Origin of the sequence: Paenibacillus sabuli, assembly GCF_014705605.1 — a bacterium.
Lineage (GTDB): Bacteria > Bacillota > Bacilli > Paenibacillales > Paenibacillaceae > Paenibacillus_D > Paenibacillus_D sabuli.
This window is the reverse complement of record NZ_JACXIZ010000020.1, coordinates 140188-166871: the sequence shown is the minus strand read 5'-3', so window position 1 is coordinate 166871 and position 26684 is coordinate 140188. Positions and strand designations below refer to the sequence as shown.

Sequence of the window (26684 nt, the reverse complement as noted above, 5' to 3'; positions counted from 1 at the left end):
TTATAAATTTTATATATTTAAGAAAAACGGACCGACTGGAATCGGTCCGTTTTTCCTATTCGATGCAATAAGGTTTTAGCCTTCCAGTAGCAACGACTCCGGATCTTCGAGCAGATTTTTGATCGTTACGAGGAAGCGCACCGCTTCGCTGCCGTCGACAATCCGGTGATCGTAGGACAGCGCGATATACATCATCGGGCGATTCTCCATGCCGTCCTCGCTCGTTGCGACCGGGCGGCGCTGAATCGAGTGCATGCCGAGGATGCCGACCTGCGGGCTGTTCAGGATCGGGGTCGAGAGCAGCGAGCCGAACACGCCGCCATTGGTAATCGTGAACGTACCGCCTTGCAGATCCGAAAGCGCCAGCGTGTTGTTGCGAGCCTTGCCTGCCAGATCGAGAATCTGCTTCTCGATGCCGGCGAAGCTGAGTCGATCCGCATCACGCACGACCGGGACCACGAGCCCTTCCTTCGCCGAAACCGCGATGCCGATATCGTAGTATTTTTTGACGAGCAGCTCGTCGCCGTCAATTTCGGCATTGAGCAGCGGGAACGCCTTGAGCGCGCCGACGACCGCCTTGGTAAAGAAGGACATGAAGCCGAGATTGACTTCGTGCTTTTCCTTGAAGGCGTCCTTGCGGCGCTTGCGCAGCTCCATGATCGCCGTCATATCCACTTCGTTGAACGTCGTCAGCATGGCCGCCGTGTGCTGGGCCTCGACGAGCCGTTTGGCGATCGTCTGGCGACGGCGCGACATTTTGCGGCGCTCGACCTCCTTGCCTTCCGGTGCGGACGCAGCGGCGGCCGGTTGAGACGGGGCAGGAGCTTGTCCGGCTGCAGCCGGCGCTTGCTTCGATTGGCGCACATCGTCCGAGCGGATGCGACCGAGCGGATCGCGCGCGCCGACGCTGCTCAGGTCGATGCCTTGCTCGCGTGCCAACCGGCGCGCTGCCGGGGTGGCCGTTACGCTGCCGGACTCGGCGGCTTTGTCGGCTTGACCCGGTTGCTCGGTCTTGGCGGACTGCTCAGATTTGGCAGGCTGCTCTTCTTGGGATTGCGATGCCGGCTGCGAAGGTTCTTGAGCCGGCTCCTCGGCCTTGGCCGGAGCGGAGCCGCCCCCGGCTCCGATCGTGCCGACGACCTCGCCGGGTGCGACGGTATCGCCCTCTTGCTTCAGGATTTCGCCCAGTACGCCGTCGTCCTCGGCGCTGACCTCGAGATTGACTTTATCGGTCTCCAGCTCCAAGAGCAGATCGCCGCGTTTCACGGTATCTCCGGCCGCCTTCACCCATTTCGATATCGTGCCTTCTGTAATTGATTCGCCCAGATCGGGAATTGTAATGTCGCTCACAGCGCTGCCTCCTTCGGTTAGATCGGGTTGATTAGGACTGCTTTAATGCTTGCGAGAGAATGCGCTGCTGCTCATAAGCATGCACATACTGATAGCCGCTGGCCGTGCTGGAGCGCTCGGGACGTCCGATATACGAGACGGACGCGCGCTTCGGCGCGATCGCCCGCAGACGCGGCTCGGCGTACCGCCAGGCGCCCATGTTCTCGGGTTCCTCTTGGACCCATACCAGCTCCTTGACGCCGGGATGCGCTTTGCAGATCTCGCTCAGACGTTCCTTGGGGAACGGATAGAGCTGCTCGACGCGGACGACCCGCACCCACGAAAGGTCGCCGGACTCGGCATTGTCGATCGCTTCCTGCAGATCGACGGCGACCTTGCCGGTGCACAGCAGCAGACGCGTCACGCCCTTGGCGTCGCCGCGCGGCGACTGCTCCTCAAGCACCTCCTGGAACCCGCCTTCGGCAAAGGCCGAGGCCGGCGATGCGACGCGCGGATTGCGAATCAGGCTCTTGGGCGCCATCAGGATGAGCGGGCGGACGTCCTTGGTCTGCAGCATCGCCGCCTGGCGGCGCAGCAGATGGAAGTACTGGGCCGCGCTCGTCAGGTTGGCGACCGTCCAGTTATTCTCCGCGGCGCCGGTCAGATAACGCTCCAGGCGCGCGCTCGAATGCTCGGGCCCCTGGCCCTCGTAACCATGCGGCAGCAGCATGACCAGACCGCTGTGCTGCGACCATTTCTCGCGTCCCGCGGAGATGAACTGGTCGATGATGACCTGCGCCGCATTGGTGAAGTCGCCGTATTGCGCCTCCCACAGCACGAGCGTCTCCGGCGCGAACACGTTGTAGCCGTATTCGAAGCCGAGCACCGACGCCTCAGAGAGCGGACTGTTGTGCACGGCGAACGACGCCTTCGCGGACGGCAGCTGGTGAAGCGGCGAATAGGTCGAGCCGTTCTCGTAATCATGCAGCACGATGTGACGATGCGCGAAGGTGCCGCGCTCGGAGTCCTGACCGCTCAGCCGGATCGGCGTGCCGTCGTCCAGGATCGTGGCGAACGCCAGCGTCTCGGCGAGCGCCCAGTCGACCTTCTGTCCGTCCTCCAGCGCGTTTTTGCGGCGCTCCAGGATGCGGCGCAGTTTCGGATATACCTTGAAGCCGTCCGGCCACTTCAGCAGGTTGCCGTTGATTTCCTTGAGCGTCTCCAGCCGGACCGCAGTCCCTTCTGTGGAACCGGGCTTCTCGTCGCGCGCATCCTGCACGGAATCGACTTCGCCGTGACCGTTTTGCTTGACTTGCTCGTATGCCGACTCCATCGTCCGGATGATGTGGTCCTTGAAGCTGCCGATCTTGGCTTCGTCCACGACGCGGGTCTCGGTCAGTCTGCGGCCGTAGAGCACGGTGACGGACGGATGGCTGTGCACCTTGCCGTACATGAGCGGCTGCGTCGCCTCCGGATCGTCCATTTCGTTGTGTCCGTAGCGGCGGTACCCGATCAAGTCGATCAGGAAGTCTTTTTTGAACTTGGTCCGGTATTCGCAGGCCAGCCGCACCACGGCCAGACACGTCTCCGGATCGTCGGCGTTGACATGGACGATCGGGATCTCGTAGCCTTTCGCCAGATCGCTCGCGTAGTGCGTGGAGCGCGAGTCATGGCTCTCCGTCGTGAAGCCGAGCCGATTGTTCGCGATAATGTGCACCGTTCCGCCGTTGCGATAGCCCGGCAACTGGTTGAAGTTCAGCGTCTCCGCGACGATGCCTTCGCCGGGGAAGGCGGCATCGCCGTGCACCAGCACGGTCGCAGCCTCGGCGACGTTCTGCTCGGGATAGCCGGCCTTGGTCCGGTCCTCCTGAGCGGCGCGCGTGAAGCCCTCGACGATCGGATTGACGAACTCCAGGTGGCTCGGATTGTTGGCGAGCGTAAGGCGCGTCGTGACTGTCTCACCAGCCTTGAACGAACGGTGTCCGCCCAGATGGTACTTGACGTCGCCGGTCCATCCGAAATTGATGCCCATCGAGCCTTCCGACGGCATCAAGTCTTTATTCGGCGCATGATGGAACTCCGAGAAAATCTTGCTGTACGGCTTGCCGAGAATATGCGCGAGCACGTTGAGACGGCCGCGATGCGCCATCCCCATCAGGATCCGCTCCGCTCCGTCCTCGGAGAAGCGCATCACCAGCTCGTCGAGCATGGGAATAAGCACTTCCAGACCTTCGACGGAGAAGCGCTTTTGTCCTGTAAATGTGCGATGCAAAAAGTGCTCGAACTGCTCGGTTTGAATCAGGCGATTGAGCAGCGTCGTTTTTTCGTCGGTGTCGAGCTGCTCCGGCTTGCTTTTTTCAAGGCGTGCGTTGAGCCACTCGCGCTCTTCCTGCTCGTGCACGTGCGCAAATTCGTATGCGGCCGATTCGGTGTAGATCTGACGCAGACGGCGGTAGGCCTGCAAGCCGTTGGCGACGTCCTCGTGCGCGTCAGGCCAGATCAGGTGCGCCGGAATCGACGACAAGTCTTCCTCGGTCAATTGGAACGTCTGCGGCTCCAGCAGACGCGTGTCCGAGGTTAGTCCGAGTCCGAGCGGATCGATCGTGGCGGCCAGATGGCCGTAGACCCTCACGTTTTCGAGCAGCTTGTGCGCGGCGACCACCTTCTGCATCCAGTTATAGTCAGTTCCTTGCTGCGCTTGAACGGCCCCGGCTTCTTGGGGCGCCGAGACATCGCGGCTGCGCGCGGGCGGCGCGCCGTGACGGCCGAACAGCTCGCGAAAGCCCGGTTCAACCGAGGAAGGATCCTTTAAAAAACGCTCGTATTGCTCTTGCACGTACCCCAGGTTGGGACCGTAGTAGGCTTGCCAGGGATCTTGCCGCTGGCTGCCGCTATTGATGGTAATCATTGCGGTTTTTCTCCACCTCGCTTAGAAATGTAACCCCTTCGCCCATCGGCGGGCATACCCGATAAGCATCCGTACCAACGCTTACCTCTTCCATTATAAAGATAAATGCGCCCGCACTCCAGTGCGAAGCGACAATTGACCGGAAAATGTGTCGAAATTATGAACCTGCGCAGCGCTCCACTACCTCGTGATACGGCAAGTCGCCGCCGAACAGATCCAGCGCGCTGCCGATCGTAATGTCCAGGCGGCCGCCGCCGAGGGTGCGGAAGCGCTCCAGATCGTCGAGCGAGCGCGCCCCTCCGGCATAGGTGCATGGAATGGACGTCCACTCGGCCAGATTGGCGACGAGCCGCTCCTGCATGCCCGAGCGCTTGCCCTCCACATCGACGGCATGGACGAGAAATTCGCTGCAATACTGCTCCAGCTCGCGAACGGATGCGGCGTCAACCCGAAACGGCGTAAACGTCTTCCATCCGTCCGTCATGACATGCCACGCGCCTTCCTGCTCGCGACAGCTCAAATCGATAACCAGCCGCTCCCGGCCGACGGCCTCGACTAGACGCAGCAAATTGGCCATGTTCAGATCGCCGCCCTCGAACAGATACGAGGTGACAATCACATGGGAGGCGCCGGCCTCGAGATAACGCGCCGCGTTGTCTGCGCGTATCCCGCCGCCGAGCTGCAGGCCGCCCGGATAGGCGCACAGCGCTTCGAGTGCGGCGGCCTCGTTGCCCGGACCGAGCATGATGACATGTCCGCCGCTCAGGCCGTCCCTGCGGAACAGCTCGGCATAGTAGGCGGGCGATTGCTTCGATACGAAATTTTCGACGACTGCGCCGTTTGCGGCACCTAGCGTTTCACCGACGATTTGCTTTACTTTACCCTGATGAATATCGATGCACGGTCTGAATTTCAAAGGCATTCTCCTTCGGTCAAGCGCTGTAATCCAAATTGTCCTCATTATAACACAGTTGCGCCGCCGTTTCAGGATCAATTTCCAAGCCGTGCGGCGAGACGCGGCGCCATGCGAATCAACCATGCGCCGAGCAGCATGCGGAGCGCCTCGGCGATCAGATGAGGCCCGTGCGCGCTCGCCGACACATTAACGTCCTCCATGCGCCAGACCAGCGAAAGCAAGGCTTGCACCAGCGATGTACCTGCCAAAATAAGGATCACAAGACCGGCCGCGGCAATGACGAAGCTTTCAATACGCCATCTCTCGCCGGAGGCTGCCGCCGACGCGCCGACGCTGCCGAACCGACGGGCCAGCCGATCGGCGCCGAGCCAGAGCGTTATGCCGGCCAGCAATTGAATCAAAGCGCCGGCGGCCAAAGGTAAAATCACACGAACGATGCCATCTGCGCCGGGCATGAGTTGTTGGCTTGCGTAAATATTGCCGATTGTGTTGCCGACGGTGGCCAAGCCTTCAACCACAAAGTAAATGGCCAGCAGGCGGACCGCCAATCTTCCAAATTCGCTTGCATGCATGGCTGATTCGCTCCTTGCATTACAGAATATCCCTTCATTGTAGCGGTTCATCCAAGCTTGTTCAAGCATGCTATGCGAGATCGTATGCTTTCTATAATTTCAAGGCGAAACGGCTGAAAGACCGCGCCGTCATATGCCGGCGCGGCCCTATGCTTTGTAGAGGTTTGGGTCCTCACATCATCCACTATCTATTACGAATTGCTATCCGACTCGCCCTGCTGCGGCATGAGAAAATCGGGAATGCGATTAAGGGTGTAATCAGCCGCGCGGTATGGGATATAGCGGTCCAGACTCTCGATATGCGCGATCTTCCAAGCGCCGCCGTCGAGCTCGTCGCGCTTGAAAAAAAGCACTTCATTGATGTCTCCCGAAACGGCGCCGTATTGCAGCGACAGTACGGTATACATAAACGGCATGCCCATTTCTTCGTGATACGAAACGTCGCCGGCCTTAATCGGTCCGCTCCAGGAGATCCGGTAGCCAAGCGCATCGCGCAACTCGTGCAGCACCGTGACCCGCGCATCGACGTCAATAAAATCCTGGCTCTCCGAGAGCGTGCCAAATGCCGTCATGTACTGCTCGTCGACAAGCGCATTGTAGTAGGCCGCGGCCACTTCGCTGATTTGCTCCTTGTCGCGCTCGGTAAGGCCAGCCGGTCTGTCGTTGGCGCAGCCGGCCAGCAGGAGCAAGCCGCACAGCACAAGACTGACCCAGATCGGAACAACCAGGTCGCGCGGTGTTCGACGCTTCATGCCATCCCTCCTTCTTCGCCCTCGCGGGGCTCCGGCTCGATGGAGCGCGCACTGTCTTCGACGGAAGCGTCCGCCTGCAGCACCGCGCTCAACAAGCCTGGAAAACGGGCGTCCAAATCCTCCGAGCGCAGCGATAACCGGCGCTGCGTCCCTTGCAGGCGCACGCGCAGCACGCCGGCTTCGCGCAAGGTCCGCACATGGTGACTCATTGTTGATTTGGCGACCGGACTCGCAAATTCTCCGCAGGGCATCTCGCCCGCAAGCGCAAGCTCGCGGATAAGCCTCAGCCGGATCGGGTCGCTCAGGGCGGCGAGGATCGTGGTCAATTGCAGCTGATCGCGCTCCGGATGAACAAGGGTTCTCACATGCTGTTCCTCCCCCACTTGCTATCGATTGCATTATACCACAAGGCGTGCTATATTTTTATTTGTTCGATAATTATAGAACTATGAAAGTTGGCGTATACGATGCAAGCTAACAGCCAATCGGCCGCATTATCGGCGCAAAGCGCCTCGATTGCCCCGGTATTCAACCCGCGAATCGTCATCCCGTTGCTCGGAACGGTAGTCGTGCTGGTCGTCATGAATACGATGATGTTCAACCTTGCGCTGCCGCGCGTATCCGAGCAATTCCAGCTCGGCGCCGCAGCTGCCTCCTGGATTGTGACCGGCTACTCGACTGTGTTTGCGATTTCGTCGATTACGTACAGCCGGCTCTCCGACTTTTTGCCCATTCGCAGGTTGCTGCTGATCGGACTGCTCTGCCTGGGCGGCGCTTCGATCGCCGGATGGCTCAGTCACAACTACGCGCTGCTGCTTGTCTCTCGCCTCGTCCAGGCTAGCGGCGCAGGTTCGGCGGTCAGCCTCTCGCTCGTCCTGATTGCGCGCCACGTCCCTCAGGAGCAGCGCGGCAAGTCAATGTCCTTGATTATGGCTGCCGCCTCGCTCGGGCTCGGACTGGGTCCGGTTGCCGGCGGCTTCATTACGCAGGTGTTCGGCTGGAATGCCTTGTTTCTCGTCACCGGCGTTGCCCTGCTCATCCTCCCGATTCTGTATCGGCAGCTGCCGGCCGAGCCTGCGGCGCCCGGTTCCTTCGATTGGCAGGGCGGATTGCTGCTGGCAATCGGCACGACCGGACTGCTGCTTTTTTTGAGCAATCAGCTCGTTCCGGCTTTAGGGGCCGGCTTGCTCGGGCTGGCCTTGTTCTGGCTGCGCATTACCCGCACTGCCGAGCCGTTCGTGCAGCCGGACTTGCTGCGCAATCGCGCCTACATGCTCCTCATCGGGCTCGGTATTTTTGCGTATGTGATCAATTTTGCCACGATGTACCTGCTTCCGCAGGTGCTGACGCACCAGTACGGGCTGGAGCCGTTGCAGGCCGGCTTGATCCTGTTCCCGGGGGCACTACTGTCGATGTTGGCCTCGGGCCGGATCGGCCGCACCATCGACCGGCACGGCAATCGGCCGCTGCTGCGCTGGGCCCCCTGGCCGCTGCTCGCAGCCGGCGTATTGTTCGCGTTGCTGGGCGGCGTTTCCTATTATGCCGTACTCGTCGTGTTCATGCTGATGATTCTCGGCTTCACCGCGCTCAATGCCAGCGTATCCAACGAGATGTCGCGCATTCTGTCCGCGCGGCAGATCGGAGCGGGGATGGGACTCTTTCAGCTGCTGCAGTTTTTCAGCGGGGCCTTCAGCGTCGCGCTCTGCGGCAGCGCCCTTGCCCTCCAGCGCGAGCTGCCGCTGCAGGTAGCGCATGCCAATCTTTTCTGGGGTACTGCGGCCGTCGGCCTTGTCACGCTGGTCTGCTCGCTGCTGTACATCGCGAGCAGTCGCAGATCGGCTCAGTCTCAGTAGCGTCGGTCCTTGCTAGACGGCATACAGGCCTTGCTTCGCCCGATCCTGACCAACGTCCGGCGTGCCGGCATTGGTCAGGATCGGAGATTCAGGTCTTCGTGCGCTCCTGTCCTTCCAGCTCCGCCTTAAGCTTGATCGAAGCGCGCGTCATATACGCCTCCCGGATGAGCCCGGCCACTTCCTCCCACGTCACGCTGCGATCAAGCCGGACCCCGATCCACCCCAGATGGCCGACATACGCCGGAAGGTAATAAGTGTCCTCGCCGGTCTCCAGGAGCAATTGCTGCACCCCCGGCGGCGCCGCGCAGCACAGCCCGACAATGCCGTCCCCGTGATGATTATTGCGATATTGCGCAATCGATTTTTTGCCGTGCACAAAATAAGTCGGCATGCCGTGGCTGATGCGCTCGCTGACGCCAGGCAGTGACAAAGCAAATGCGCGAATTCGCTCCGGCCACTCCTTCGCAGCTGTATCCCTCAGATTTTCTTCCGACAATTGTCTGCCTCCTCCGTTTCAGCGTGAACCCTACCTGTAGCGTAGCATACCGCAATCCTTTAGGAAACCTGCCCTCGCATTTCATGACAAATGTAACTGTCGCAGCAGCTCGGATTCGCCGATAATGAGAACTATATTCTGAATCGGAGGATTGGACAATGAATCTGGTACGCTTGGAACGCCTGGTGAAGCGCTACGGCGATTTAATGGCACTCGACCACATGGAGCTGGATATCCGAGCCGGCGAAATTCTCGGGCTGCTCGGACCGAACGGCGCCGGCAAAACGACGCTGATTCACGCCTTGACCGGATTGATCGCGGTCGATTCCGGAACGATCGAGCTTTTCGGACATGCGATGCGGCCGGGCAAGCTGGAGCCAAAGCGGCATTTCGGACTTGTCACGCAAGAGCTCACGTTATTTTACGACTTGACCGCGCGCGAGAACCTTGCCTTTTTCGGCGGAATCTACGGGCTCAAAGGGAAGGCGCTGCAAAAGCGCGTCGAGCGCACGCTGCAACTGGTCGGGCTGGAGGAGCGCGCGGACCAGTTTCCCGGCAAATTTTCCGGCGGGATGCAGCGTCGTCTCAATATCGCGGCCGCACTCGTCCATGAGCCGCGTCTGCTGATCATGGACGAGCCGACGGTCGGTATCGATCCCCAGTCCAGGAGCTACATCCTGGATACGGTACGCGAGCTGAACCGACAGGGCACGACCGTCTTGTACACGACGCATTATATGGAAGAAGTGCAAGCGCTCGCCTCGCGCATCGTGATTATGGACGACGGCCACGCGATCGCGAATGGGACGGTCGACGAACTGATTGCACGCATTCAGCTGGAGGAAAAGCTGCAAATGGAAGTATCCGAACCAACGGAGCAATTGATCGAGCAACTGCAAGCGATCGGGGGCGTCAAGCAGGTGAAGCAAGAAGGCCGTCGTCTGCTCGTCTCGATTCGTCCGGGCGCAGACGTCCTTGAGCCATTGCTGGCCGCTGCTCGCACATACGGCGGCGGAGTCCGCTATGTGAATGCCGACAAGCCGACGCTGGAGGACATCTTCCTCACGCTGACCGGCAAACAGCTGCGCGACGGCGACGGAGGTGAAGCGGAATGAGTGTTGCGGGGATGATGCGCTATGCTCTGTTGCGAATGGCACGCAGCTACCTGGCGCTGCTCCTGCTGGTCGGTGTGCCGCTTGTGCTCATCGCCGTCATCGGCACGGTCTCGGACTACTTGCAGATCGAGCGATACGGCGACACGAGCCTGCCCGGCATGGATTATCTCGCCGTCAGCATGGTGCTTGGATTCCAGCTCTTCGGCGGCGCGTATACGATGGAATTCTTCAAGTCGGACCTGCTCGATGCGCGCAAATGGAGACTGCACGCTCTGCCGCTGCGAATTGATCGGTACGGGATGGCGCTGCTGCTCGGCAGTACGGTTTTCACAATGCTGCAAGGCTTGGCGATGGCGATTTTCACCCAATTGATGTTCGGTGTAAATTGGGGCAACTATGCTTGGCTGGTCGTCGTCCTAGCTGCCGTCTCATTCTTGTCGCAGTTGGTCGGACTGGTCCTGATCCTCAGCTTGCGCAGCGCCAAGCTGGCCGAACGCCTATCGGAAGTGTACGGCATTGGCTCGATGCTCCTCGCAGGGTTCGCGCTGCCGATGCCGGACACGCCCCTGTTCGAATTTTTCGGGCGCTATGGCAATCCGCTCTCGCTGGGCCAGAACGCCGTGTTTGGCATGCTATACGGCAACGACCGGTTGCTGCCGCTGCTGAGCGTCGGGCTGTTGTTCACCGCTAGCGCTCTGCTGCTTCCGTTAGCGGCCGCTGCCGGAAGGAGGAAGCTCGGATGACCGTGTTTCGATACGCGCTCAAGCGAATGCTGCGCAGCAGGGCGACGCTTCTCCTGCTCGCGCTGCCGTTCGGCTTGCTGCTGCTTCCCGCGCAGCGCGGCTGGGAGCCGCTCTTGCCGGCTTGGCATTATTACGGTTTGCTCCTTTTGCTGCTGGCCGCCCGGTTGCCTGCGCTGCTGCTGGTGGAGCGTACCAGCGGCGTGCTGCTGCGCGTCGCATCATCGCCGATCAGCCATCTTCGCTATCTTGCCGAGCATATGCTGGCGTACGGCGCATTGCTTGGGCTTCAGATCGGCGCATTTGTCGGCGCGGGTATGCTACGATATAGGGACCCGGTGCAGCCATGGCCGCTGCTGGCGGTTTATGCCGCGTTTGCACTCGCCGCGCTCGCGCTGGTGCTGGCATGGTGTTCCTTATTCCGCAACCGGGAGACGTCGGCGCTGATTCTGTTCAGTCTCTGCATGCTGGCTATGATGCTGGGCGGACTGCTCTGGCCCGTGCAGGCACTGCCTGCCGCCCTTCAGCGTACAGCTTGGCTGATCCCGACTTACTGGCTCGGCGAGGGGTATCGTACCGTCGCCGCCGGAGACCACAGCGCCCTGCTCGCCGCCATCGGCATGCTGCTGCTGTTCGCGGCGGCGGGGCTGCTGCTGGGCAGCCGAAGGAGGTTGAATTAACGAGAGATGACGCCACATCCTATGCGCTGGTCACCGCAGCGAGCCACCGCCGTTGGCCGCGGCGGCTCGCTGCTGCTGCTCGCGGCATGCGGGCCGGCCTTGGAGGCGCCGCCGATCTGGGCGGCGCTGCTGCTCGTGCTCGCCGTCGCGGCGGCGGCCCGGCAACGATTGGCCTGCCCTCCGTGGCTCGCGGTCATTGATTATGCCGCATGCTTCCTCTGCGCATCTGTATGGCCCGGAGCGCTGATTGGCCTGACGCTGCCGGCCTTCGAAGCGCTGCGTGCCGGCAGACCGCTGCTGTTGATGCCGCTGGCACTTCCGTTCCTGCCCCCGCTGCGCCCGATGATAGGCGATCCCGCCGTAGAGCTGCTCCTCGCAGTCGGCGCGCTCTGTGCGGCATGCGCATATGCGGGAGCCCTGTTGCGCGGCTGGGGGCGCGATGCGCGTCGCTATCGCTCGGAAGCCGATAGCGAACGCTACGAACGCCTGAGTCTCGAGGAGCTGCGCGGCGAGCTGCTATTGGCCGGAGCGCATAGCGCCCGCACAGCCGAGCTGGCGGAGCGCAGCCGCATCGCGTCCGAGCTGCACGACCATGCCGGTCACGACCTGACCGCTGCGGCGCTGGCCTTCCGAGCCTATGCCGAGCTGCGCAAGTCCGGGGACGCGGATGCTGCGGTATGGTTCGACGAAGCGCTGCGCCGACTGGAGGATGGCATGGGCGCCTTGCGCAGCACGGTGCATGCGATGCGCCCGATCGCCGCTTACGGCCTGGAGCGCCTGCATGAGATCTGCGACACCTTTGAGGCTTGTCCGATCGTACTCCGAGTCGACGGCGACACCGGCCGTCTGCCTCCGCACTTCTGGAGCGTCCTGGAGCCGGCGGTCAAGGAAGCGCTGACCAATGTGCTGCGCCATGCCGATGCGAGGCGTGTGGAGGCTGCTCTCGAGGTCGGACCGCAGATCGTACGGCTGCAGGTCCATAATGACGTGCAGTCACCGCACCGCGTGTCATCGGGAGCCGCACATGCCCCCGGCATCGGACTGCGCAATTTGCGGCAGCGCGCACGCGCTGTAGGCGGCCATGTGTCAGTACGCGCGAACGAAGCCGGCTTCCTGCTCGTCTGCGTGCTTCCTCTGCCGGAGCAGGTCAGCCAAGAAAAGGAGACAGACGATGAGCATGCGCATACTGATCGTCGATGACGATCCGCTCGTCTGCCGCAGCCTCCAGGTGCTGCTCGGGCGCGAGCCGGACATCGCGATCATCGCGACTGCGGCGGACGGCGCCGCTGCGGTAGAGGTCTGCCGCAGCGAGCAGCCGGACGCCGTACTGATGGACATCCGCATGCCGGGCATGGACGGCATCCGCGCGGCAAGCCGGATCAAGCGTGACTGGCCCCATATCAAGATCATGATGCTGACGACATTCCGCGATCGGCCGAGCATCGATGAGGCGTTGCAGGCCGGAGCCGACGGCTATATGCTCAAGTCTGCCCAAACGCCGCATCTCGCGCGACAGCTGCGCGCCATGCTCGCCGGCGCGAGCGTGCTCGATCGGCAGGTGCTGGAGCAGCTGCTGCCGCGTCGTGCGCCGCCTCCGCCTCCGGACATGCTGACGCCGCGCGAGCTGGAGATCATGCGGCTCATCGCCGAGGGCTGCTCGAATCGTGAAATTGCGGCTGCGCTATACATCGGCGAAGGCACCGTGCGCAACGCGCTCACGGTCATTCTGGACAAGCTGGAACTGCGCGACCGCACCCAGTTGGCCATTCGATATTGGCGCGAAAGGAGCTAGCAGCGCCCAGCAGTTGAAAGACGATTCGACACCGATCGTCGAATCAGGAGCGCAACCCTCGGAATATGCGGTTCCCCGGGAAATAAGCGCAAGCTCAAGCCCCGCTTATTTCCCGGTTATCATCTCACTACTCATTGCCCGCGGATCGTATCCTCATAGCGCTCGCCCTCCGCCTCCCAGACGAGCTGAAGCGACACATCGCCCATTTCGATATAATCGAGCGTGTTCATCTCGCCCGACTCCTGCAGGCGGTAGTCGATCACGAAGGTCGGCAGCTCCTTGTTGCGAATATCCTCCACGAGGATTCCGTTTTCATCTTCATTGGCGACGTCGTATCTGCCTTCCTCGATGCGGCGCTTTTTGTAGGTTGGATCGTACAGATTCACGACCTGCGTGCCGAGGCTCGTGCCCTGGGCGAACACGATGCGATCGAAGCGTTCCAGGTCATCCGGCTCGCCCAAATACGTGTATTCGATTGAAAAATAGTCCAGCTTGTCTTCGGCTACGACCGCCCCGTACACCGTCGCCTCCCAGCTCTCCCCCGCCGCCTGAAATATGGTGTCGGTGCGTGTTTCTTCCGCGCATCCGGCCACCAACACAAGCATTAAACTTCCCAGCAGCGTGCTGCCTCGCCTGCGCATACTGGCATCCCTCCCAATGTCGTATCGTTTGTTCAACATCTTACAGGAAAATAACGGGGATTCAAAGCCAAGAATCCTTCACGAAATAACCAAAGACAGAGTATACGGCGGTATCGGTAGCTGCGCTCACCATCGTCAGGCACCAACGAAACACGCCCCTTTGTTCGTCTGAACCTTCGCCATCCCGTAGGCAAACGGACTCTACTAACGTAACGGTTGCCATCGTGCTTATTTCGGTCGCTTTCAGGTGATTTCTAGTCTAGCGGTTGCCACAGCGCTTATTTGGCCTCGATCGCGTTTTTTTGATTGATTTCACGAAAATAAGACCTGTGGCAACCGTTACAATTCAATCGGCACTTTTTTTGGCTCATTAACCGCTGTGGCAACCGTTAGGTTCGTTGGCGAATGGATGGAGGCTAGGAACGGTTCCAATCGCCATCAGGTTATGTTGCATTTGACGCCAAACGGCCAGGTCGCAATTGCGACCTGGCCCATTTCGTTCGTCATTTTATGTGGTCGTCCGGCCGCCGTCAGAAGATTTCATCGTCGCGCTTGCGCAGCGGACTTCAACGCATGCTCCCGCTTGTCAAAATAGCGTCCCTCCAGCAGCCCGATCAACGTGGTCGTCACCTTGGCTTCGATGCGGTTGGTCCCTTGCCGCAGCAGTGCCGTGCTGCCCTGCCATACATACGGCGACCACGCCCGCACGCCCAACGACTGGCCGTTGACGAGCAACTCCAGACAGTCATGGAACGTAGCGTCCCAGCCGTCGAAGGCCACCTGAAAATGCGATTGTCCGGGAAGATCGTTCAACTCGAGCTCGCGGCGCAGCGTCAGCTCGCCGGCATAGTGGGGCAAGCCGGCATAGGGCGCGGCGCTCAATTGGGCCGTGCGCGGCTGCTCCGTCAGCACGGGCACGCCCCCCTTGTCCCACGCGACGCCGAATGGACCGACCAGATAGAGCGCATCGGTCACGCCATGCCAGTCCTGCGCAATCTCCACATGGACGGCAATCCGATTGTCCCCGAGCCGCAGCAGCGGCACGATGTCGCAGGCGATATTGCTATTGTCGTAGTAGCGCCAAGGGGCAAAGTCGGCCGCGGCCAGCTCGTGTCCGTTGATCAGCAGCGTATGCGCCCCGGCGATCGCGCCGCGGTCCAGAAGCAGCCTGCACGATTCGGGCAGCGTCTCGACCGTAAAGACCGTCTCGTACAGCACAGACAGGGGAAGATCAAGCGCAGCGCGCATCGGCGTGCCGAACGTCTGCGTGAATGCGACCGGCAGCCGCTGCGACTGCGCCAGGTCGGCGCACTGATCGACAAAGGTCTTGACATCGACCGTCACCGCCTCGGCTTCCGTACGCCCCGGCTCCAGCATGAGCGCAAAGCGGTCCAGCCGGAGCGCATTGTCGCGACCGAGCTCCAGCTCCCACTCGGCCGCGGCATCCACTTGCAAGGCATACGGCTCCGTGCTCTGCGAGCCATTGCTTGCCGCTCCGGAGGCCGCTGGCCCGTCTGCCTCGTCAACGCCCGAATGCGCCCCTCCCTCCTGCATCGGCTCGCCGCCCGCCGCCGCATCGCCTGCGACGGCGCGAATCAGCAACAGCCGCGCCTCGTACGGCGCCAGCGTCAGCGGAAGGCGCGCAGCCCCGGTCAACGCGGCGGGCGCCAGGCGAACCAGCTCCCGCACGTCGCCGCTCGTCAGATCCAGCTCGCTGACGATCACGCTTAGCGGTGCCGCATTCGCGTCGTCGCATGCCGCCTGTACCCCGCCTGCCTCTGGCAACGAATCAGACAACCGGTTCGTCTGCGGCGGCTCGCCGCCGAGCAGCGCTCCCGGCTTCAGGATCAGCTCGGCCTCGCGGCGGCCGTCCTCCTGATGCGTCACGAATACCGCCAGCGTGCCGTCCTCGAGCTGCCGCTGCTGCTGCAGCAGCGTGTCGTCTCCGCCGTCCGTGCAAGCTACGCGCACAGGCGGCGCGGCAATCCGCAGCAGCAGCGCGGCGGCCCGCTGCGCCGCGCTCGCAGCGTCGCCCGCCGCTGCCGGCAGCCACAGCGGAGCGCTTCCCGTTGCCGGATGAGCGACCTGCGCGGCGTCCTCGCCCGACCAGAAGGCGCGTTCTCTCGCCAGGATGGCCGCTTCGTCCGTGTCGAGCCCGAAGGCGGCGGCGACTTCCACGGGAACGTCGCTTCCGGCCTCGATATGCCGGCTTGGCAGCAGGCCGCTGGCGATCACTTGGCCGCCGCCGGCGATGAAGCGGCGAAGCGCCGCCCATGCCGCCCCCTCCAGATTGAGCAGCGGCGGCAGCACGACGGTGTCGTAGCGCGCATCGCCGATGTGCAGGACGCCATGCTCCGTTTCCGCGAGGGCCAGCACCTCCGGATCGAGATGATCGTAATCCGTGCCCTGCAGCAGCAGCGCCTTGCTCAGCTCCAGCCAGTGTGCCTTGAGCGTCTCCAGACGCTCCTGCTCCTGCGGGTCGCGGCCGAAGTACTGGAAGGCGTGCAGCGGATTGCCGAGCAGCGTCCAATACGAGGTCGTCGGGTCGAGCAGCGCCGTGCGCCGCAGCGGCTGTCCGCTGCCCATCAGCTTGGCGATGCGGCCCGTATAATCGCCGAGCAGCCGGAAGTGGCGCCAATACGGATTCTGGTCGAATTGCGACGGCGGCGCATCGTGCTTGGTGATGCCGTCGAGCGTATAGAAAAAGGCGTGGAAATTAAAGAAATTGATGCCCATCGCCGCCATGCGGTCAATCATCCACTTGGCGTCCTGGAGCGTCATCGACCAGCCCACGCTATGGAAGCACTCAATCAGGGCGCGGCTGCGGCTGTGCTGCCTGGCCAGCGAGCTGACCATTTTGGGATTGGCCCTGAAATTCGTCGTATAGCGATTCAGAATCCAATCCAGCGAGCGACCGATCTTCTCGTGCGCGCTGTCGCCGGCGGGGACATGGCTGAAGCGCTGCGTCGTCATGCGCAGCGCCGGCACCTCGCTCACATACGCCAGGCCGTGCGCCTCGCACCAGCGCGCGACCGGCTCGTGATACGAGGCGCGCAGCAGCTCGTGCAGCGTCTGGAAATAATCGTACCGCACGCGCGCGGTCATCGGATCGCTGTCCTCCTGAAGCGCATGCAGACATTCGGTCAGACGGTATCCGTTGCGGGCCTCGAAGGCGGCCGGCAGCTGCGGCGACCACGGGATGCGTCCGAGCAGGCCGATCTCGTCGGTGAACATGCCCTTGATCGGGTCGCCGAAAAATTCGCCCAGCTCCGCCGCATAGCGCTCGTGCGTCAGCGCGATGAACGTCTGCATCGCCTGCTTGTTGCACGGATCGACGAAGGTGCCGTAATATTTGAAGTCGTCGATTTCCTGCTCCAAAAAGATGTGAATTTCCCAGTCGCCCGCCGGCGGCGTCCACTGCAGCTTTTTCTTCGTCTCATAGGTGAAGAAGCGCTTCTGATTATACGCCGTCAGGCCCGTCTTCTGATAGACCGGCTGCACCTGGTCGTTGCCGATAAAGGCGCGCAGGTCGATCGCCGCCGACCAGTCCCGCGTCTCGCCGGGCCGCGGCGCCGGAATTGCCCGCGCAGACAGCACGCGGGCCCAGGGCAACACGCGCGTGCACGGTCGCCCGCCCTCCGCCGCAAAGCCTTCATGCTCGAGGCTGTAATGCTTCGCCTCCGGGTGCGCCAGCGTGACCTCGCCGCCTGCGATGCCGCTCGGATACGGATATTCGTCGTAGAGCCACACCTCCAGGCCCAGCTCCTTGGCCGCTTCCACGGCCACCTTGACCTTGGCGAACCAGGCTTGGGACAGATAGGGCACGTCCATGCCCTGTCGCGCGCAGACGAAAAATCCGCCGACGCCCTGCGCGGCCATCTCCCCGATCTGGCGCACAATCTCCTCGTCGTCCAGCTCCCCGTTCCAGAACCAGAACGGCTGAATGCGCCAGCCGGCCTCGGGTTCCTTCATGCCCTGCTTCCAGTCGTCATGCGTTCCCATCGTCATCCTCTCCCTCTCCTTGCTCGGCGCCGCCGCGCGCTTCCCGGCTGCGCTGCCGGTACTGGCTCGGGGTGACGCCCTCGTGCTTTTTGAACAAGCGATTGAAGTAGCTGTGCTGATAGCCGACCTCCTCGGCGACCTCGCTGATCTTGGCGTCGGTGTCGCGCAGCATCAGGCGGGCCTGCTCCAGACGCAGCTGCGTGACATAATCGATGAAATTCAAGCCGGTCATGCGCTTGAATGCCTTGCTGAACGCCGACGGATGCATCCCGACCCGATCAGCGCAATATTCGAGCGAGATATCCTCCTGGTAGCGCTCGCCGAGCACAATGACCGCTTGCTCGACCGCCTCCTTCAACTGCCGATCCTTCTGCGCGGACCACTGCCGCACGAAGGGCTGCACGACGCGCTGCCGCATCCACTCCGCCATCTGCTCAGGCTCGCTCAGTCCGGAGAGCTGCTCGTACAGATTGGCGCCCTCGTAGAGCTGCTGCACGCGGATCCCCGACTGGAGCACGACGTGCAGGATGGCACCGAGCAGCGTCAGCATGCTCTGCTTGACGTCGGCCTCGCTTGATTCCGTCTGGCGCAGCTGCGCCACGAAGGCGTCGATCAAGCGGACCGCCTCGTCCTCGCTGCCGAGCCGCAGCGCATACACCATTTCCTTCTCCAGATCGAACGGATACCCCCCGCCGCCGCTCCGGTCCGCCGGACTGGCGCCGCGCGCCAGGTCGATGATCTGCCCTTCCTCCTGCAGATCGCGCAGCCCCAGGGCGAGCCGCGTCTCTTCGTAGAGCGCCGCGATCGCCTTGAGCGCTTGGCCGCTGCGGCTGAGCGCGATCGTCGTATGCAGACGGAGCAGCTTGCCGATGCAGGCCATCGTCTCCGCGCTGAGCCGGCCGAGCTCCTCTTCCTCCCGCTGCGCACTCCACTGTCCGGGCAGTACGAGCAGCACGCCGAACGTCAGATCGTGAAAATTGATGACATCGGCTTCCAGCTCGCTCTCATCCGTCAGCTCCCGCACAATATTCGCCGCCGCGAACGAGACGAGCCCTTCGTCGCCTTCGGAGAAGCGGCCCTCAAGCTGCTGGAAGCCGGTCAGACGCACCATCATAATGCGATAGCGGCTCCCCTGCACCTCCCATCCGAACTGCACCATTCGCTCGGCCAGCTCCTGCTCGGTGAAGGAATACAAGTATCCCTGCAGCAGCTGCATCAAAAAGCCCTCGCGCAGCTGCGGCAAATGCTGATCGAGCCGTCGCTGCAAAATGGTGCTCTCGCGCGAGAGGTCGTTCCACCGGGACTCGATCAGCTCGAATTCGTTGCGCGACGCGCGTTCGCTCTCCCGGCGCGGCGGCTGCACGCGCTGCACGAGCCGGGCGATCGGCGAATAGAGCCGTCGCGAGGCCAGCCAGGCGAGCAGGCCCGCCACCAGCAGCACGCCGAGATTCATGGCGATGATCAGCCGCGAGACGAAGACGACCGGCGCCGTGATCGAGGAGATCGGCGCCGCCGACACATAATACCAGAGCGAGCCCAACCGCCTGAACTGGCCGTAGGTGACGGAATACGTCGAGGCGCCGCTCCCTTCGCGCTCGTACAGAAAAGTCGAAGCCTGCTCGTCGTGCTCGGCCATCTCGGCATAAATGAGCCGGTCCAGCTCCGACGGCCGGTTGTCCGGGGTGGCGGTGAGCAAAAATTCGCCGGTGTCGGCGAACAGGAACGTCGTGCCTTGATTGTACGGCGTCAACGTCTTGACCTGATCGAGCACCCGCTCCCGGTCCAGATAGACGATCAGCGCGCCGTAGGGCGCGCGCCCGACATTGCGCGTGCCGGAGAGCTTGTGCACGATGCTCAGCGTATGCGGCCGCGATGCGCCGTATCCGCTTACACCTGCGAACGAGTCGGACCACTGGAGCGGCCGCAAATTGGTCAGCAGCCCTTCATACATATTGATCTCCTGCTCGGAGACGAGCTGCTTGTAGCCGCTCTCTGTCAGCACGAGCGGCTGCGGCGTATTGACGAATAGCTCCACCCGCTCGAAGAGCGGGTTGGAGCCTTCCATCGACAGCAGCGTGCGGTAGATTTCGTGCACCTGCTCATAGCCATATGCCAGATCGAGCTGCGTCAGGCTCTCATTGAAATTGGCGTCATACGCCCAGTGGGACAAAAACATTTCGATGTTGGAAAATTGATTGTCGATGTTTTCGGCCGCCTGTTCAAGCTGATTGCGATGAATCAGCTGCAGCTCCTGCTCGATTTGCGATTCGATTACCCAGTAGACGAACAGGCCGATCGCCATGCCGGGAAGACTCGACAGCAACAGTACCGTGATCAGGCTCTTGCGGTAATGGCTCTGCATCGTGGCGCCGATGCCGTTCCATATCGATTTCCATTTGCCACGCATGCGATTGCTTCCCCCTTGCCGGCCTTGGCCTGAATGCCTTCATCGTATCACAATTCACCTGCTGCGCAACAGCGGCGCTCCCGGGCAACGCCGTCTGTTTCACGGCCAGTCGAAGGCGCGCCGGGCGGCACGCTCTCGACGCATCGCAGGAACTAACGCGCTTGATACGCCGCGTTCATTTCCTCCGCCAGCTTGACGAAGTTGGCATTGCTTTGCAGCTTTTCGATATACGCGTCCCACGCGTCGATCGGCTCAGTGCCGAGAATGATTTTGGTCTTGATATCCTGCAGCTCCTTCAGCAGCTCCGGCTGGTACGTCTGCGCCGTTTCCGAATAGAGTCCGATGCTGACATCCGCTACGCTGGTCGCTTCCTTCTGATCCTGTATGTCGCGATACAGCGCTTGCGCGTCCTCGGGGAACCATTCCTTGGAGCTGCTATCGTACGGATCGGCGACGTAGACGATCTGATTGTAGCTGGAGATGCCGTCCGCCTGGATTTTGTCCGCGTCCAGGACGACCTCTCCGTTCTCGACGGTGTGATGCACGCCCTCGATGCCTTCGCTATGCAGCTTGAATACCTCGTCGGTGACCCAGGTGTCATACACGTCCAGGATCTCGCGCACCTTCTCCTCGGACACGGTCTTGGGGATCGCGTTCATGCCCGAGAAGCCGGCCCCTTTCGGATTGTAGCCGTTGACCTCTACGAGCGGCACGAGATCGGTCATGACCAGCTCCGGGAACAGCTCCTGCATCGGCTTCGTATACGTCTCGAAGGCGCCGGACTTTTCCGCGATCAGACCGGCTCCTCCGGCTTGGAACAGCTCCCTGACCTGACTGACCTTCATGGATGCCAGATCGGCCGGGAACAAGCCCTCCTGATAGCCCTTCGCCATGTAGGCGAGCGCCTCGCGCATCTCGGGCAGCAGCGCTGTGAATACGAGCTCGCCGTCGACGTCCTTCCACAGGACGGAGCCGCCGGCCGTGCCGGTCGCCCCGGTGAAGATCGCCTCGAACAATCCCATGCTGCCCATATCGGTCGGATTCAGGTAGCCGGCGTACCCGATCGTGTCGGCCTTGCCGTTGCCGTCCGGATCCTGCGTCTTGAACGCTTTCATGACCTCGTACAGTTCGTCGGCCGTCCTGGGCTGCTCTAGACCGAGCTGGTCCAGCCAGTCCTGGCGGACGATGAAGAAGCTGTCTGCCTCGGACGGGCGCGGGCGCGGAATGCCATAGTTGCCGTCGTTCATCGTCGTCAGCTCCCATGCGGTGTCGGTGAGCGTCGCCTTCAGATTCGGATAATCGTCGATGAACGGCTTCAGATCCCAGAATGCGCCTTGGCTGACCGCAGTGCGGAAGGTCGGTGTGAACGGATCGTTGATGAACACCAGATCCGGCAGCTCGCCCGAGGCGAGGGCGACGTTCAGCTTCTCGGTATAGTTGTTGGCCGACACCCACTGAATGTCCAGCTCGCTATTCGTCAGCTCCTCGATTCGCTGCTCGACCGGATTATCCTTGGCCGGCGGCGTCGGCGTGAAAAAATGGGACATGACGCTAATCGCGGTCGGTCCATCGGCCTCATTCGCTCCGGCTTCGCCGTTGGAGCCTGCATTGCCCTCGTTCCCCCCGCAGGCGCTCAGCACCAGCGTGCCGACGAGCGTGGCGGAGACGGCCCACATTGTACGTTGTTGTTGCTTTTTCATTTCGATTTCCCCCTTTGAACGGAATAGACGCATGATGTTTGATGAGCGCGCATTGTTGCGGTATCAACCCTTGACGGAACCTACCATCGCGCCCTTTGCAAAATGCTTTTGCAAAAACGGATAGACCAGCATAATCGGCACAATGGCAATGACGACAGCAGCCATTTTGAGCGTTTCCGACGGCGGCGGCTGACGCATCGTCTCGGAGGCAAGCGCACTCCCGGACGCGTCGACCAGCATGTTTTGCAGCAGCACCTGAATTGGCCATTTGTCCGGCGCGTTCAGATAGAGCATGGCATTGAAATATTGATTCCAGTACGAGACGGCGAAGAACAAGCCGAAGGCGGCAATCGCCGGCATCGATAACGGCAGCACGATCCGAAAAAAGGTAGAGATGTCGTTGCAGCCGTCAATTGCGGCCGCCTCGTCCAGGCTCTCGGGAATGCTGTCGAAAAAGCCCTTCATCAGAATCACGAACCAACCGGTCGTCAGCGAAACGAGGATGACGGCCCACAGGCTGTTCAGCAGATGCAGCTCCCGGATCAGAATATAATTCGGAATGATGCCGGGACTGAACAGAATCGTGAATAAAATCATCAGCAAAATGAACCGTCGCCCTTCCATCCGCTTGCGCGACAGCGCATAGGCCAGCGATGAGGTAATGACGAGCGAGCAGGCCGTGCCGACGACCGCCAGAAATGCACTGACGCCGAGCGCTCTCGGAAATGCCGCCGAGGACAGCAGATACCGGTACGACTCCAGCGACCACTGCTCCGGAAATAGCACAAGGTCCTTACGCAAGTATTCGCTCGGCGCGGTAAACGAAACGACGACGACATAATAAATGGGGAAAATGGTGACCAGGGCGATCAGAGCCAGAAGCAGCCCGTTAACGGCCTGAAAGGTGCGGTCTCCAACACTTCCTTTCATCGCGAATCCCTCCTTCTGTCAAGCTGCCGCGCGCCCATCAATAGATGCCTTCCTCGCCGAAGCGTTTGGCCAGCCGATTGGCCGCGACGACCATCACAAGACCGACGAGCGACTTGAACAAGCCGGCTGCGGTGCTGTAGCTGAACTGCCCCTGCTGGATGCCGACCCGATACACGTACGTGTCGAACACCTCCGCCACGTTGGAGACGGCGCCGTTGTACATCAGGAACACCTGCTCGAAGCCGACCTCCATGATGTCGCCGAGCCGCAGAATGAACAGGATCACGATGACCGAGCGTATGGCGGGAAGCGTAATATGCCACATCTGCTGGAATCGGCCCGCGCCGTCGATTTTGGCGGCCTCATATTGCTGCAGGTCGACCCCGGCAATCGCGGCAAGGAACAGGATCGTGCCCCAGCCGGCCTCCTTCCAGATCGACTGACCCGTCAGCATGCCCCAGAAAATGCCGGCATCGGTCAGGAAGGGATAAGGTTCCATCCCCCATGCGATCAGCAGCTTGTTGACGATGCCCTCGGATTGCGAGAACATCAGGAAGGTCAGGCTGAAGATGATGACCCATGACAAGAAATGCGGCAAATACAGGATCGACTGCAGCACGCGCTTGTACATTTCGCTGCGCAGCTCGTTGAGCATGAGCGACAGCACGATCGGCAACGGGAAAAAGAACGTCAGATTCAACAAATTAATCGCCATCGTGTTGCGAAACAACAGCCAGAAATCCGGATTCGAAAAGAAGCGCCGGAAATGATCGAGCCCGACCCACTCGCTCCCCCACAGCCCCGTGTACGGCGAGTAGTTCTGGAAGGAGAGCACGATGCCCCACATCGGGAAATACTTGAAGATGACAAAATAAAGAATGCCCGGCAACGCAAGCAAATACAAATACCGGTTTTTTTTGATCGCACGCATGTCCGCTTCCCCCCTTTCCTTGCACTCCCAGCTTAGCGAACGCGCAATTTCCGCACAATCGGACATTTTTGACGCCGCAAAGCCGCACGGGAAGCGGGATTTTCGCCTATTTCTCCTTTTTTGAACGTTTCGCTTTTTTTGCCGGAGCCCATTCTTGCGCGACCCGGGCGCCGGTCCAATCCAAGCGCCCGCGGCATCATACTATACTGTATACCGATTGACGGGACGTACCCGCAGTCGGAATTATCTTTCAGGGAGGAATACACATGTCTGGAGTAGCTGGCGGATTCGGCGGCTTCACGTCGACTGGTGCGATCCTGGTTCTGTTCATCCTGCTCGTCATCATTTCCCGCGGTTTCCTGTACTAGTCGAACCGCGGCGGTTCGGCGGCGGGTGATGCGATCCGCTTGCCGTACCCGCTCCCCATACGCTCGCGCTTCAGCTCCATTACACATCGCGCTACTGGACGCTCTTTCGACCATTCGGCCGCGCCGTCCCGGAGGCGGCCGGCTTCGCATTGAAGCAGCAAAGGCCGGACCATCACTGGTCCGGCCTTCGTTATTTCTCGCCCATCGCCGCGCCGCGATGGGCGAGCAGCCGCTCCAGCTCTTTCGTTCGCAGCTGCCGATATGTTCCGGGCGCCATTGTCCGGTCGAGCACGAGCGGTCCCATCGCGACGCGCCGCAGATGCAACACGCGCCCCCCGACCGCTTCGAACATGCGCTTGACCTGGTGGAACTTGCCTTCGCGAATCGTGAGCGTGATGCGGCTGCAGGTTCGACCCGCCCATGCAGGCGCCAATTCCCCGACTTCGCCGATGCGCAGCTCTGCGGGCAGCGTTACATAACCGTCGTCGAGCTCCACGCCCGCCGCAAAGCTGCGCACGTCCTCTTCGGTCACCTCGCCCAGCACGAGCGCCTCGTAGGTCTTGTCGACATGCTTGCGCGGCGAGAGCAGCTCATGCGCGAGCTTGCCGTCGTTGGTCAGCAGCAGCAGCCCTTCGGTGTCTTTATCCAGACGTCCGACCGGGAACGGACGGAGCAGCCGGTCCGGCGGAGCGAGCAGATCAATGACCGTCCGGTCGCGCTTGTCCTCGGTCGCAGAGACGACGCCCGGCGGCTTGTTCATCAGCAGATAGATCGTCTCCTGGTACGTCACGGTCTCCCCGTCGAGCCGTACTTCGTCCCGGTCCGGGTACAGCAGACGTCCCGCATCGCGTACGGTCTCCCCGTCGATCTCCACCCTGCCTTCTTTGATCGCTTTTTTCACCTCGCTGCGCGTGCCGCAGCCCATATTCGCCAGCAGCTTGTCCAGACGCATCCGCTTCGCGTTGTCCATCAGCTCCACCTCCATCCGGACGCCAGGCCGTTTTTGAGCATGCCGTCCGTCCATTTGCCCCAGCCCGCCGGGAAGCCGTCAATGCACACGAGCACTTGGCGCTGCGCGCGCCCGTCCCCGCCATCTCGATCCAGGGCAAGGCGCTCCGGCCCGAGCCATAGCGTCTCGCCTCTCAGATACCGTGCGGTCGCCTCCTCGTCCGCCTGCAGCTTCAGTACCGCTCTCGCGTCCTCTCGCCGCAGACCCATCGCCAGTGGCTGCGACGGGTCGAATCGTCGAGCGCCCGCCTCGCCCAGGTACCATCCCGGACGCACGACGCGCAAGCCATCCAGCGAAGGCACGCCGGCAGGCTGCAAGTACACGTGGCCGTGCTGACTGATCAGTCTGCCCGGCCAGTGCTCTGCGCCGCGCAGCGCTTGCCGCGCGAAGGTCTGCCAGGAAGCGATCGGATCGGCCTCTGCTGCGCCGCGCGCCTTGCCGTCTCCGCGACGAGACCTGGCGCGGTCCGCGCGACGCTCTTCTCGCGGCGCTACAGCCGCACGGATAGCTGGGTCGGGCGCATCCGTGCGGCTGGATGGTTCCGTATGGAGCGTCAGCCCCGACGCATCGGCAGCGCGCACCAGCACGGCGACATAATGGCCCTCGCCGCGCACGCGATGCGGCCACAAGCGCGCCGTACCGGCCGTCGCCTGCTCAGCCCGCGGCAGCTCTGCATCCACAGCCTCGCCGCCCGCAGCCGCCCGCGCCATGCTCGCCCAATCCGGACGGCCCGCCCGCCAGCCGTGCGCCAGCGGAATCGGCAGGATTGACAGATCGGGCCGCTCCGCAAGCAAGGCCGCGATCTGCGCTTCATTCTCCTCCGGCGCGAAGGTGCAGGTCGAGTAGACGAGCCGGCCGCCGGGGGCCAGCATCGCAGCGGCGTCGCGCAGGATCGTCCGCTGCAGCCCGGCACACCGTATGACACTGTGCTTTTCCCACTGCGACGCTGCCGCCTCGTCCTTGCGGAACATGCCCTCTCCCGAGCATGGCGCATCGACGAGGATGCGATCGAAATAGTCCGCAAATACCGGCGCCAGCGCGGCCGGCTCCTCATTCAGCACGATGGCATTGCGCACGCCGGCTCTTTCGATATTTTTGCGCAGCGCCTTGGTGCGCTCGCGCGCATTGTCATTGACGACGAGCACGCCCTCGCCCCGCAGCTTCGCGGCCAGCTGGGTCGACTTGCCGCCCGGAGCGGCGCACAGATCCAGCACGCGCTGCCCCGGCTCGACATCGAGCAGCTCGCCGGGCGCCATCGCGCTCGGCTCTTGGATATAGAAGAGACCGGTATAATAATGCGGATGCTTTGCGGGTCTTTCATCGGCCGCATAATAATAGCCGCCCTCTGCCCATGGGATCGGCTCCAGGGACCATTCTTCGCGCGCCAGCTCGGCATATTGCTCCGGCGTTGTCTTCAGCGCATTCACCCGCAGCCCATACCAGCGCGGCGCTTGCATTGCGTCCAGCAAGGCGTCGCATTCCTGGCCGAGCAGCCGCCGCATGCGATCCACGTATGCCTCGGGCAGCCTGATTGTCACCTTCT

General features: G+C 61.9%; 22 protein-coding genes. 7 read left to right on the top strand and 15 right to left on the bottom strand.

Translation table 11 applies throughout. The annotated features are described in order from the left end of the window. Positions 1-75 precede the first annotated feature (75 nt). From odhB to IDH44_RS12830, 6 genes are all read right to left on the bottom strand, one after another. Positions 76-1350, bottom strand: a complete 1275-nt coding sequence (odhB, locus tag IDH44_RS12855) for a 2-oxoglutarate dehydrogenase complex dihydrolipoyllysine-residue succinyltransferase (RefSeq protein ID WP_190918217.1) — start codon at positions 1348-1350, stop codon at positions 76-78. Positions 1351-1381: 31 nt separating this feature from the next. After that, positions 1382-4237 (bottom strand): 2-oxoglutarate dehydrogenase E1 component, encoded by a 2856-nt coding sequence (locus IDH44_RS12850; protein WP_190918215.1) that lies wholly within the window; start codon positions 4235-4237, stop codon positions 1382-1384. Positions 4238-4394: 157 nt separating this feature from the next. Continuing rightward, a complete protein-coding gene (gene hisA, locus IDH44_RS12845; RefSeq protein ID WP_190918213.1) occupies positions 4395-5153 on the bottom strand; it encodes a phosphoribosylformimino-5-aminoimidazole carboxamide ribotide isomerase in 759 nt (252 codons plus the stop codon). Positions 5154-5227: 74 nt separating this feature from the next. Continuing rightward, positions 5228-5725: a hypothetical protein gene (locus IDH44_RS12840; protein WP_190918211.1), complete on the bottom strand. Its 498-nt coding sequence runs from the start codon at positions 5723-5725 to the stop codon at positions 5228-5230. A 191-nt stretch (positions 5726-5916) separates the two neighbouring features. Then, positions 5917-6477, bottom strand: coding sequence for a hypothetical protein (locus IDH44_RS12835; RefSeq protein ID WP_190918209.1), 561 nt, complete (start codon positions 6475-6477; stop codon positions 5917-5919). After that, positions 6474-6842 carry an ArsR/SmtB family transcription factor gene (locus tag IDH44_RS12830; protein WP_190918207.1) on the bottom strand — a complete coding sequence of 123 codons (369 nt, stop codon included), beginning with the start codon at positions 6840-6842 and terminating at the stop codon, positions 6474-6476. The genes IDH44_RS12835 and IDH44_RS12830 overlap by 4 nt, the downstream gene beginning before the upstream one ends. 102 nt (positions 6843-6944) lie before the next feature. Between IDH44_RS12830 and IDH44_RS12825 the strand changes: the two genes are divergently transcribed. Then, on the top strand, positions 6945-8330 hold the full coding sequence (locus IDH44_RS12825; protein WP_190918204.1) for an MFS transporter: 1386 nt from the start codon (positions 6945-6947) through the stop codon (positions 8328-8330). A gap of 88 nt (positions 8331-8418) precedes the next feature. On the opposite strand, the gene IDH44_RS12820 is transcribed toward IDH44_RS12825, so the two are convergent. After that, positions 8419-8826, bottom strand: coding sequence for an MmcQ/YjbR family DNA-binding protein (locus tag IDH44_RS12820; RefSeq protein ID WP_223869624.1), 408 nt, complete (start codon positions 8824-8826; stop codon positions 8419-8421). Between the two features lie 158 nt (positions 8827-8984). Between IDH44_RS12820 and IDH44_RS12815 the strand changes: the two genes are divergently transcribed. Genes IDH44_RS12815 through IDH44_RS12795 form a run of 5 tightly spaced genes read left to right on the top strand, consistent with a single transcriptional unit; the run spans position 8985 to position 13153 of the window. Further along, positions 8985-9941 carry an ABC transporter ATP-binding protein gene (locus IDH44_RS12815; RefSeq protein WP_190918202.1) on the top strand — a complete coding sequence of 319 codons (957 nt, stop codon included), beginning with the start codon at positions 8985-8987 and terminating at the stop codon, positions 9939-9941. A gap of 11 nt (positions 9942-9952) precedes the next feature. Further along, positions 9953-10684, top strand: coding sequence for an ABC transporter permease (locus IDH44_RS12810; protein ID WP_190918200.1), 732 nt, complete (start codon positions 9953-9955; stop codon positions 10682-10684). Continuing rightward, the gene (locus IDH44_RS12805; RefSeq protein ID WP_190918198.1) at positions 10681-11361 is read left to right on the top strand and encodes an ABC transporter permease; all 681 of its coding nucleotides are present in this window, start codon (positions 10681-10683) and stop codon (positions 11359-11361) included. The genes IDH44_RS12810 and IDH44_RS12805 overlap by 4 nt, the downstream gene beginning before the upstream one ends. A 21-nt stretch (positions 11362-11382) precedes the next feature. Beyond that, complete coding sequence (locus IDH44_RS12800; RefSeq protein WP_190918196.1) at positions 11383-12561, top strand: sensor histidine kinase; 1179 nt, start codon at positions 11383-11385, stop codon at positions 12559-12561. Further along, positions 12533-13153, top strand: a complete 621-nt coding sequence (locus IDH44_RS12795) for a response regulator transcription factor (RefSeq protein ID WP_317890175.1) — start codon at positions 12533-12535, stop codon at positions 13151-13153. The genes IDH44_RS12800 and IDH44_RS12795 overlap by 29 nt, the downstream gene beginning before the upstream one ends. A gap of 131 nt (positions 13154-13284) precedes the next feature. On the opposite strand, the gene IDH44_RS12790 is transcribed toward IDH44_RS12795, so the two are convergent. From IDH44_RS12790 to IDH44_RS12765, 6 genes are all read right to left on the bottom strand, one after another. Next, entirely contained in the window at positions 13285-13794 is a 510-nt protein-coding gene (locus IDH44_RS12790; RefSeq protein WP_190918194.1) for a hypothetical protein, read from the bottom strand. Positions 13795-14334: 540 nt separating this feature from the next. Then, positions 14335-17802: a glycosyl hydrolase gene (locus tag IDH44_RS12785; protein WP_190918192.1), complete on the bottom strand. Its 3468-nt coding sequence runs from the start codon at positions 17800-17802 to the stop codon at positions 14335-14337. Next, the gene (locus IDH44_RS12780) at positions 17783-20203 is read right to left on the bottom strand and encodes an AraC family transcriptional regulator (RefSeq protein WP_190918190.1); all 2421 of its coding nucleotides are present in this window, start codon (positions 20201-20203) and stop codon (positions 17783-17785) included. Before IDH44_RS12780 ends, IDH44_RS12785 begins: the two co-directional genes overlap by 20 nt. Positions 20204-20355: 152 nt before the next feature. After that, positions 20356-21903, bottom strand: coding sequence for an extracellular solute-binding protein (locus IDH44_RS12775; protein WP_190918188.1), 1548 nt, complete (start codon positions 21901-21903; stop codon positions 20356-20358). Positions 21904-21966: 63 nt separating this feature from the next. Further along, the gene (locus tag IDH44_RS12770) at positions 21967-22833 is read right to left on the bottom strand and encodes a carbohydrate ABC transporter permease (RefSeq protein WP_190918186.1); all 867 of its coding nucleotides are present in this window, start codon (positions 22831-22833) and stop codon (positions 21967-21969) included. 37 nt (positions 22834-22870) lie between these two features. Further along, entirely contained in the window at positions 22871-23764 is an 894-nt protein-coding gene (locus IDH44_RS12765; protein WP_317890174.1) for an ABC transporter permease, read from the bottom strand. A gap of 266 nt (positions 23765-24030) precedes the next feature. Here IDH44_RS12765 and IDH44_RS26555 point away from each other — a divergent pair, with 266 nt between their 5' ends. Then, positions 24031-24132 carry a YjcZ family sporulation protein gene (locus IDH44_RS26555; RefSeq protein ID WP_223869623.1) on the top strand — a complete coding sequence of 34 codons (102 nt, stop codon included), beginning with the start codon at positions 24031-24033 and terminating at the stop codon, positions 24130-24132. Between the two features lie 190 nt (positions 24133-24322). On the opposite strand, the gene IDH44_RS12760 is transcribed toward IDH44_RS26555, so the two are convergent. Both IDH44_RS12760 and IDH44_RS12755 read right to left on the bottom strand, forming a co-directional pair. Beyond that, positions 24323-25102, bottom strand: a complete 780-nt coding sequence (locus tag IDH44_RS12760) for a pseudouridine synthase (protein ID WP_190918183.1) — start codon at positions 25100-25102, stop codon at positions 24323-24325. After that, the gene (locus IDH44_RS12755) at positions 25102-26679 is read right to left on the bottom strand and encodes an RsmB/NOP family class I SAM-dependent RNA methyltransferase (RefSeq protein WP_190918182.1); all 1578 of its coding nucleotides are present in this window, start codon (positions 26677-26679) and stop codon (positions 25102-25104) included. Before IDH44_RS12755 ends, IDH44_RS12760 begins: the two co-directional genes overlap by 1 nt. Between the last annotated feature and the right edge of the window lie 5 nt (positions 26680-26684).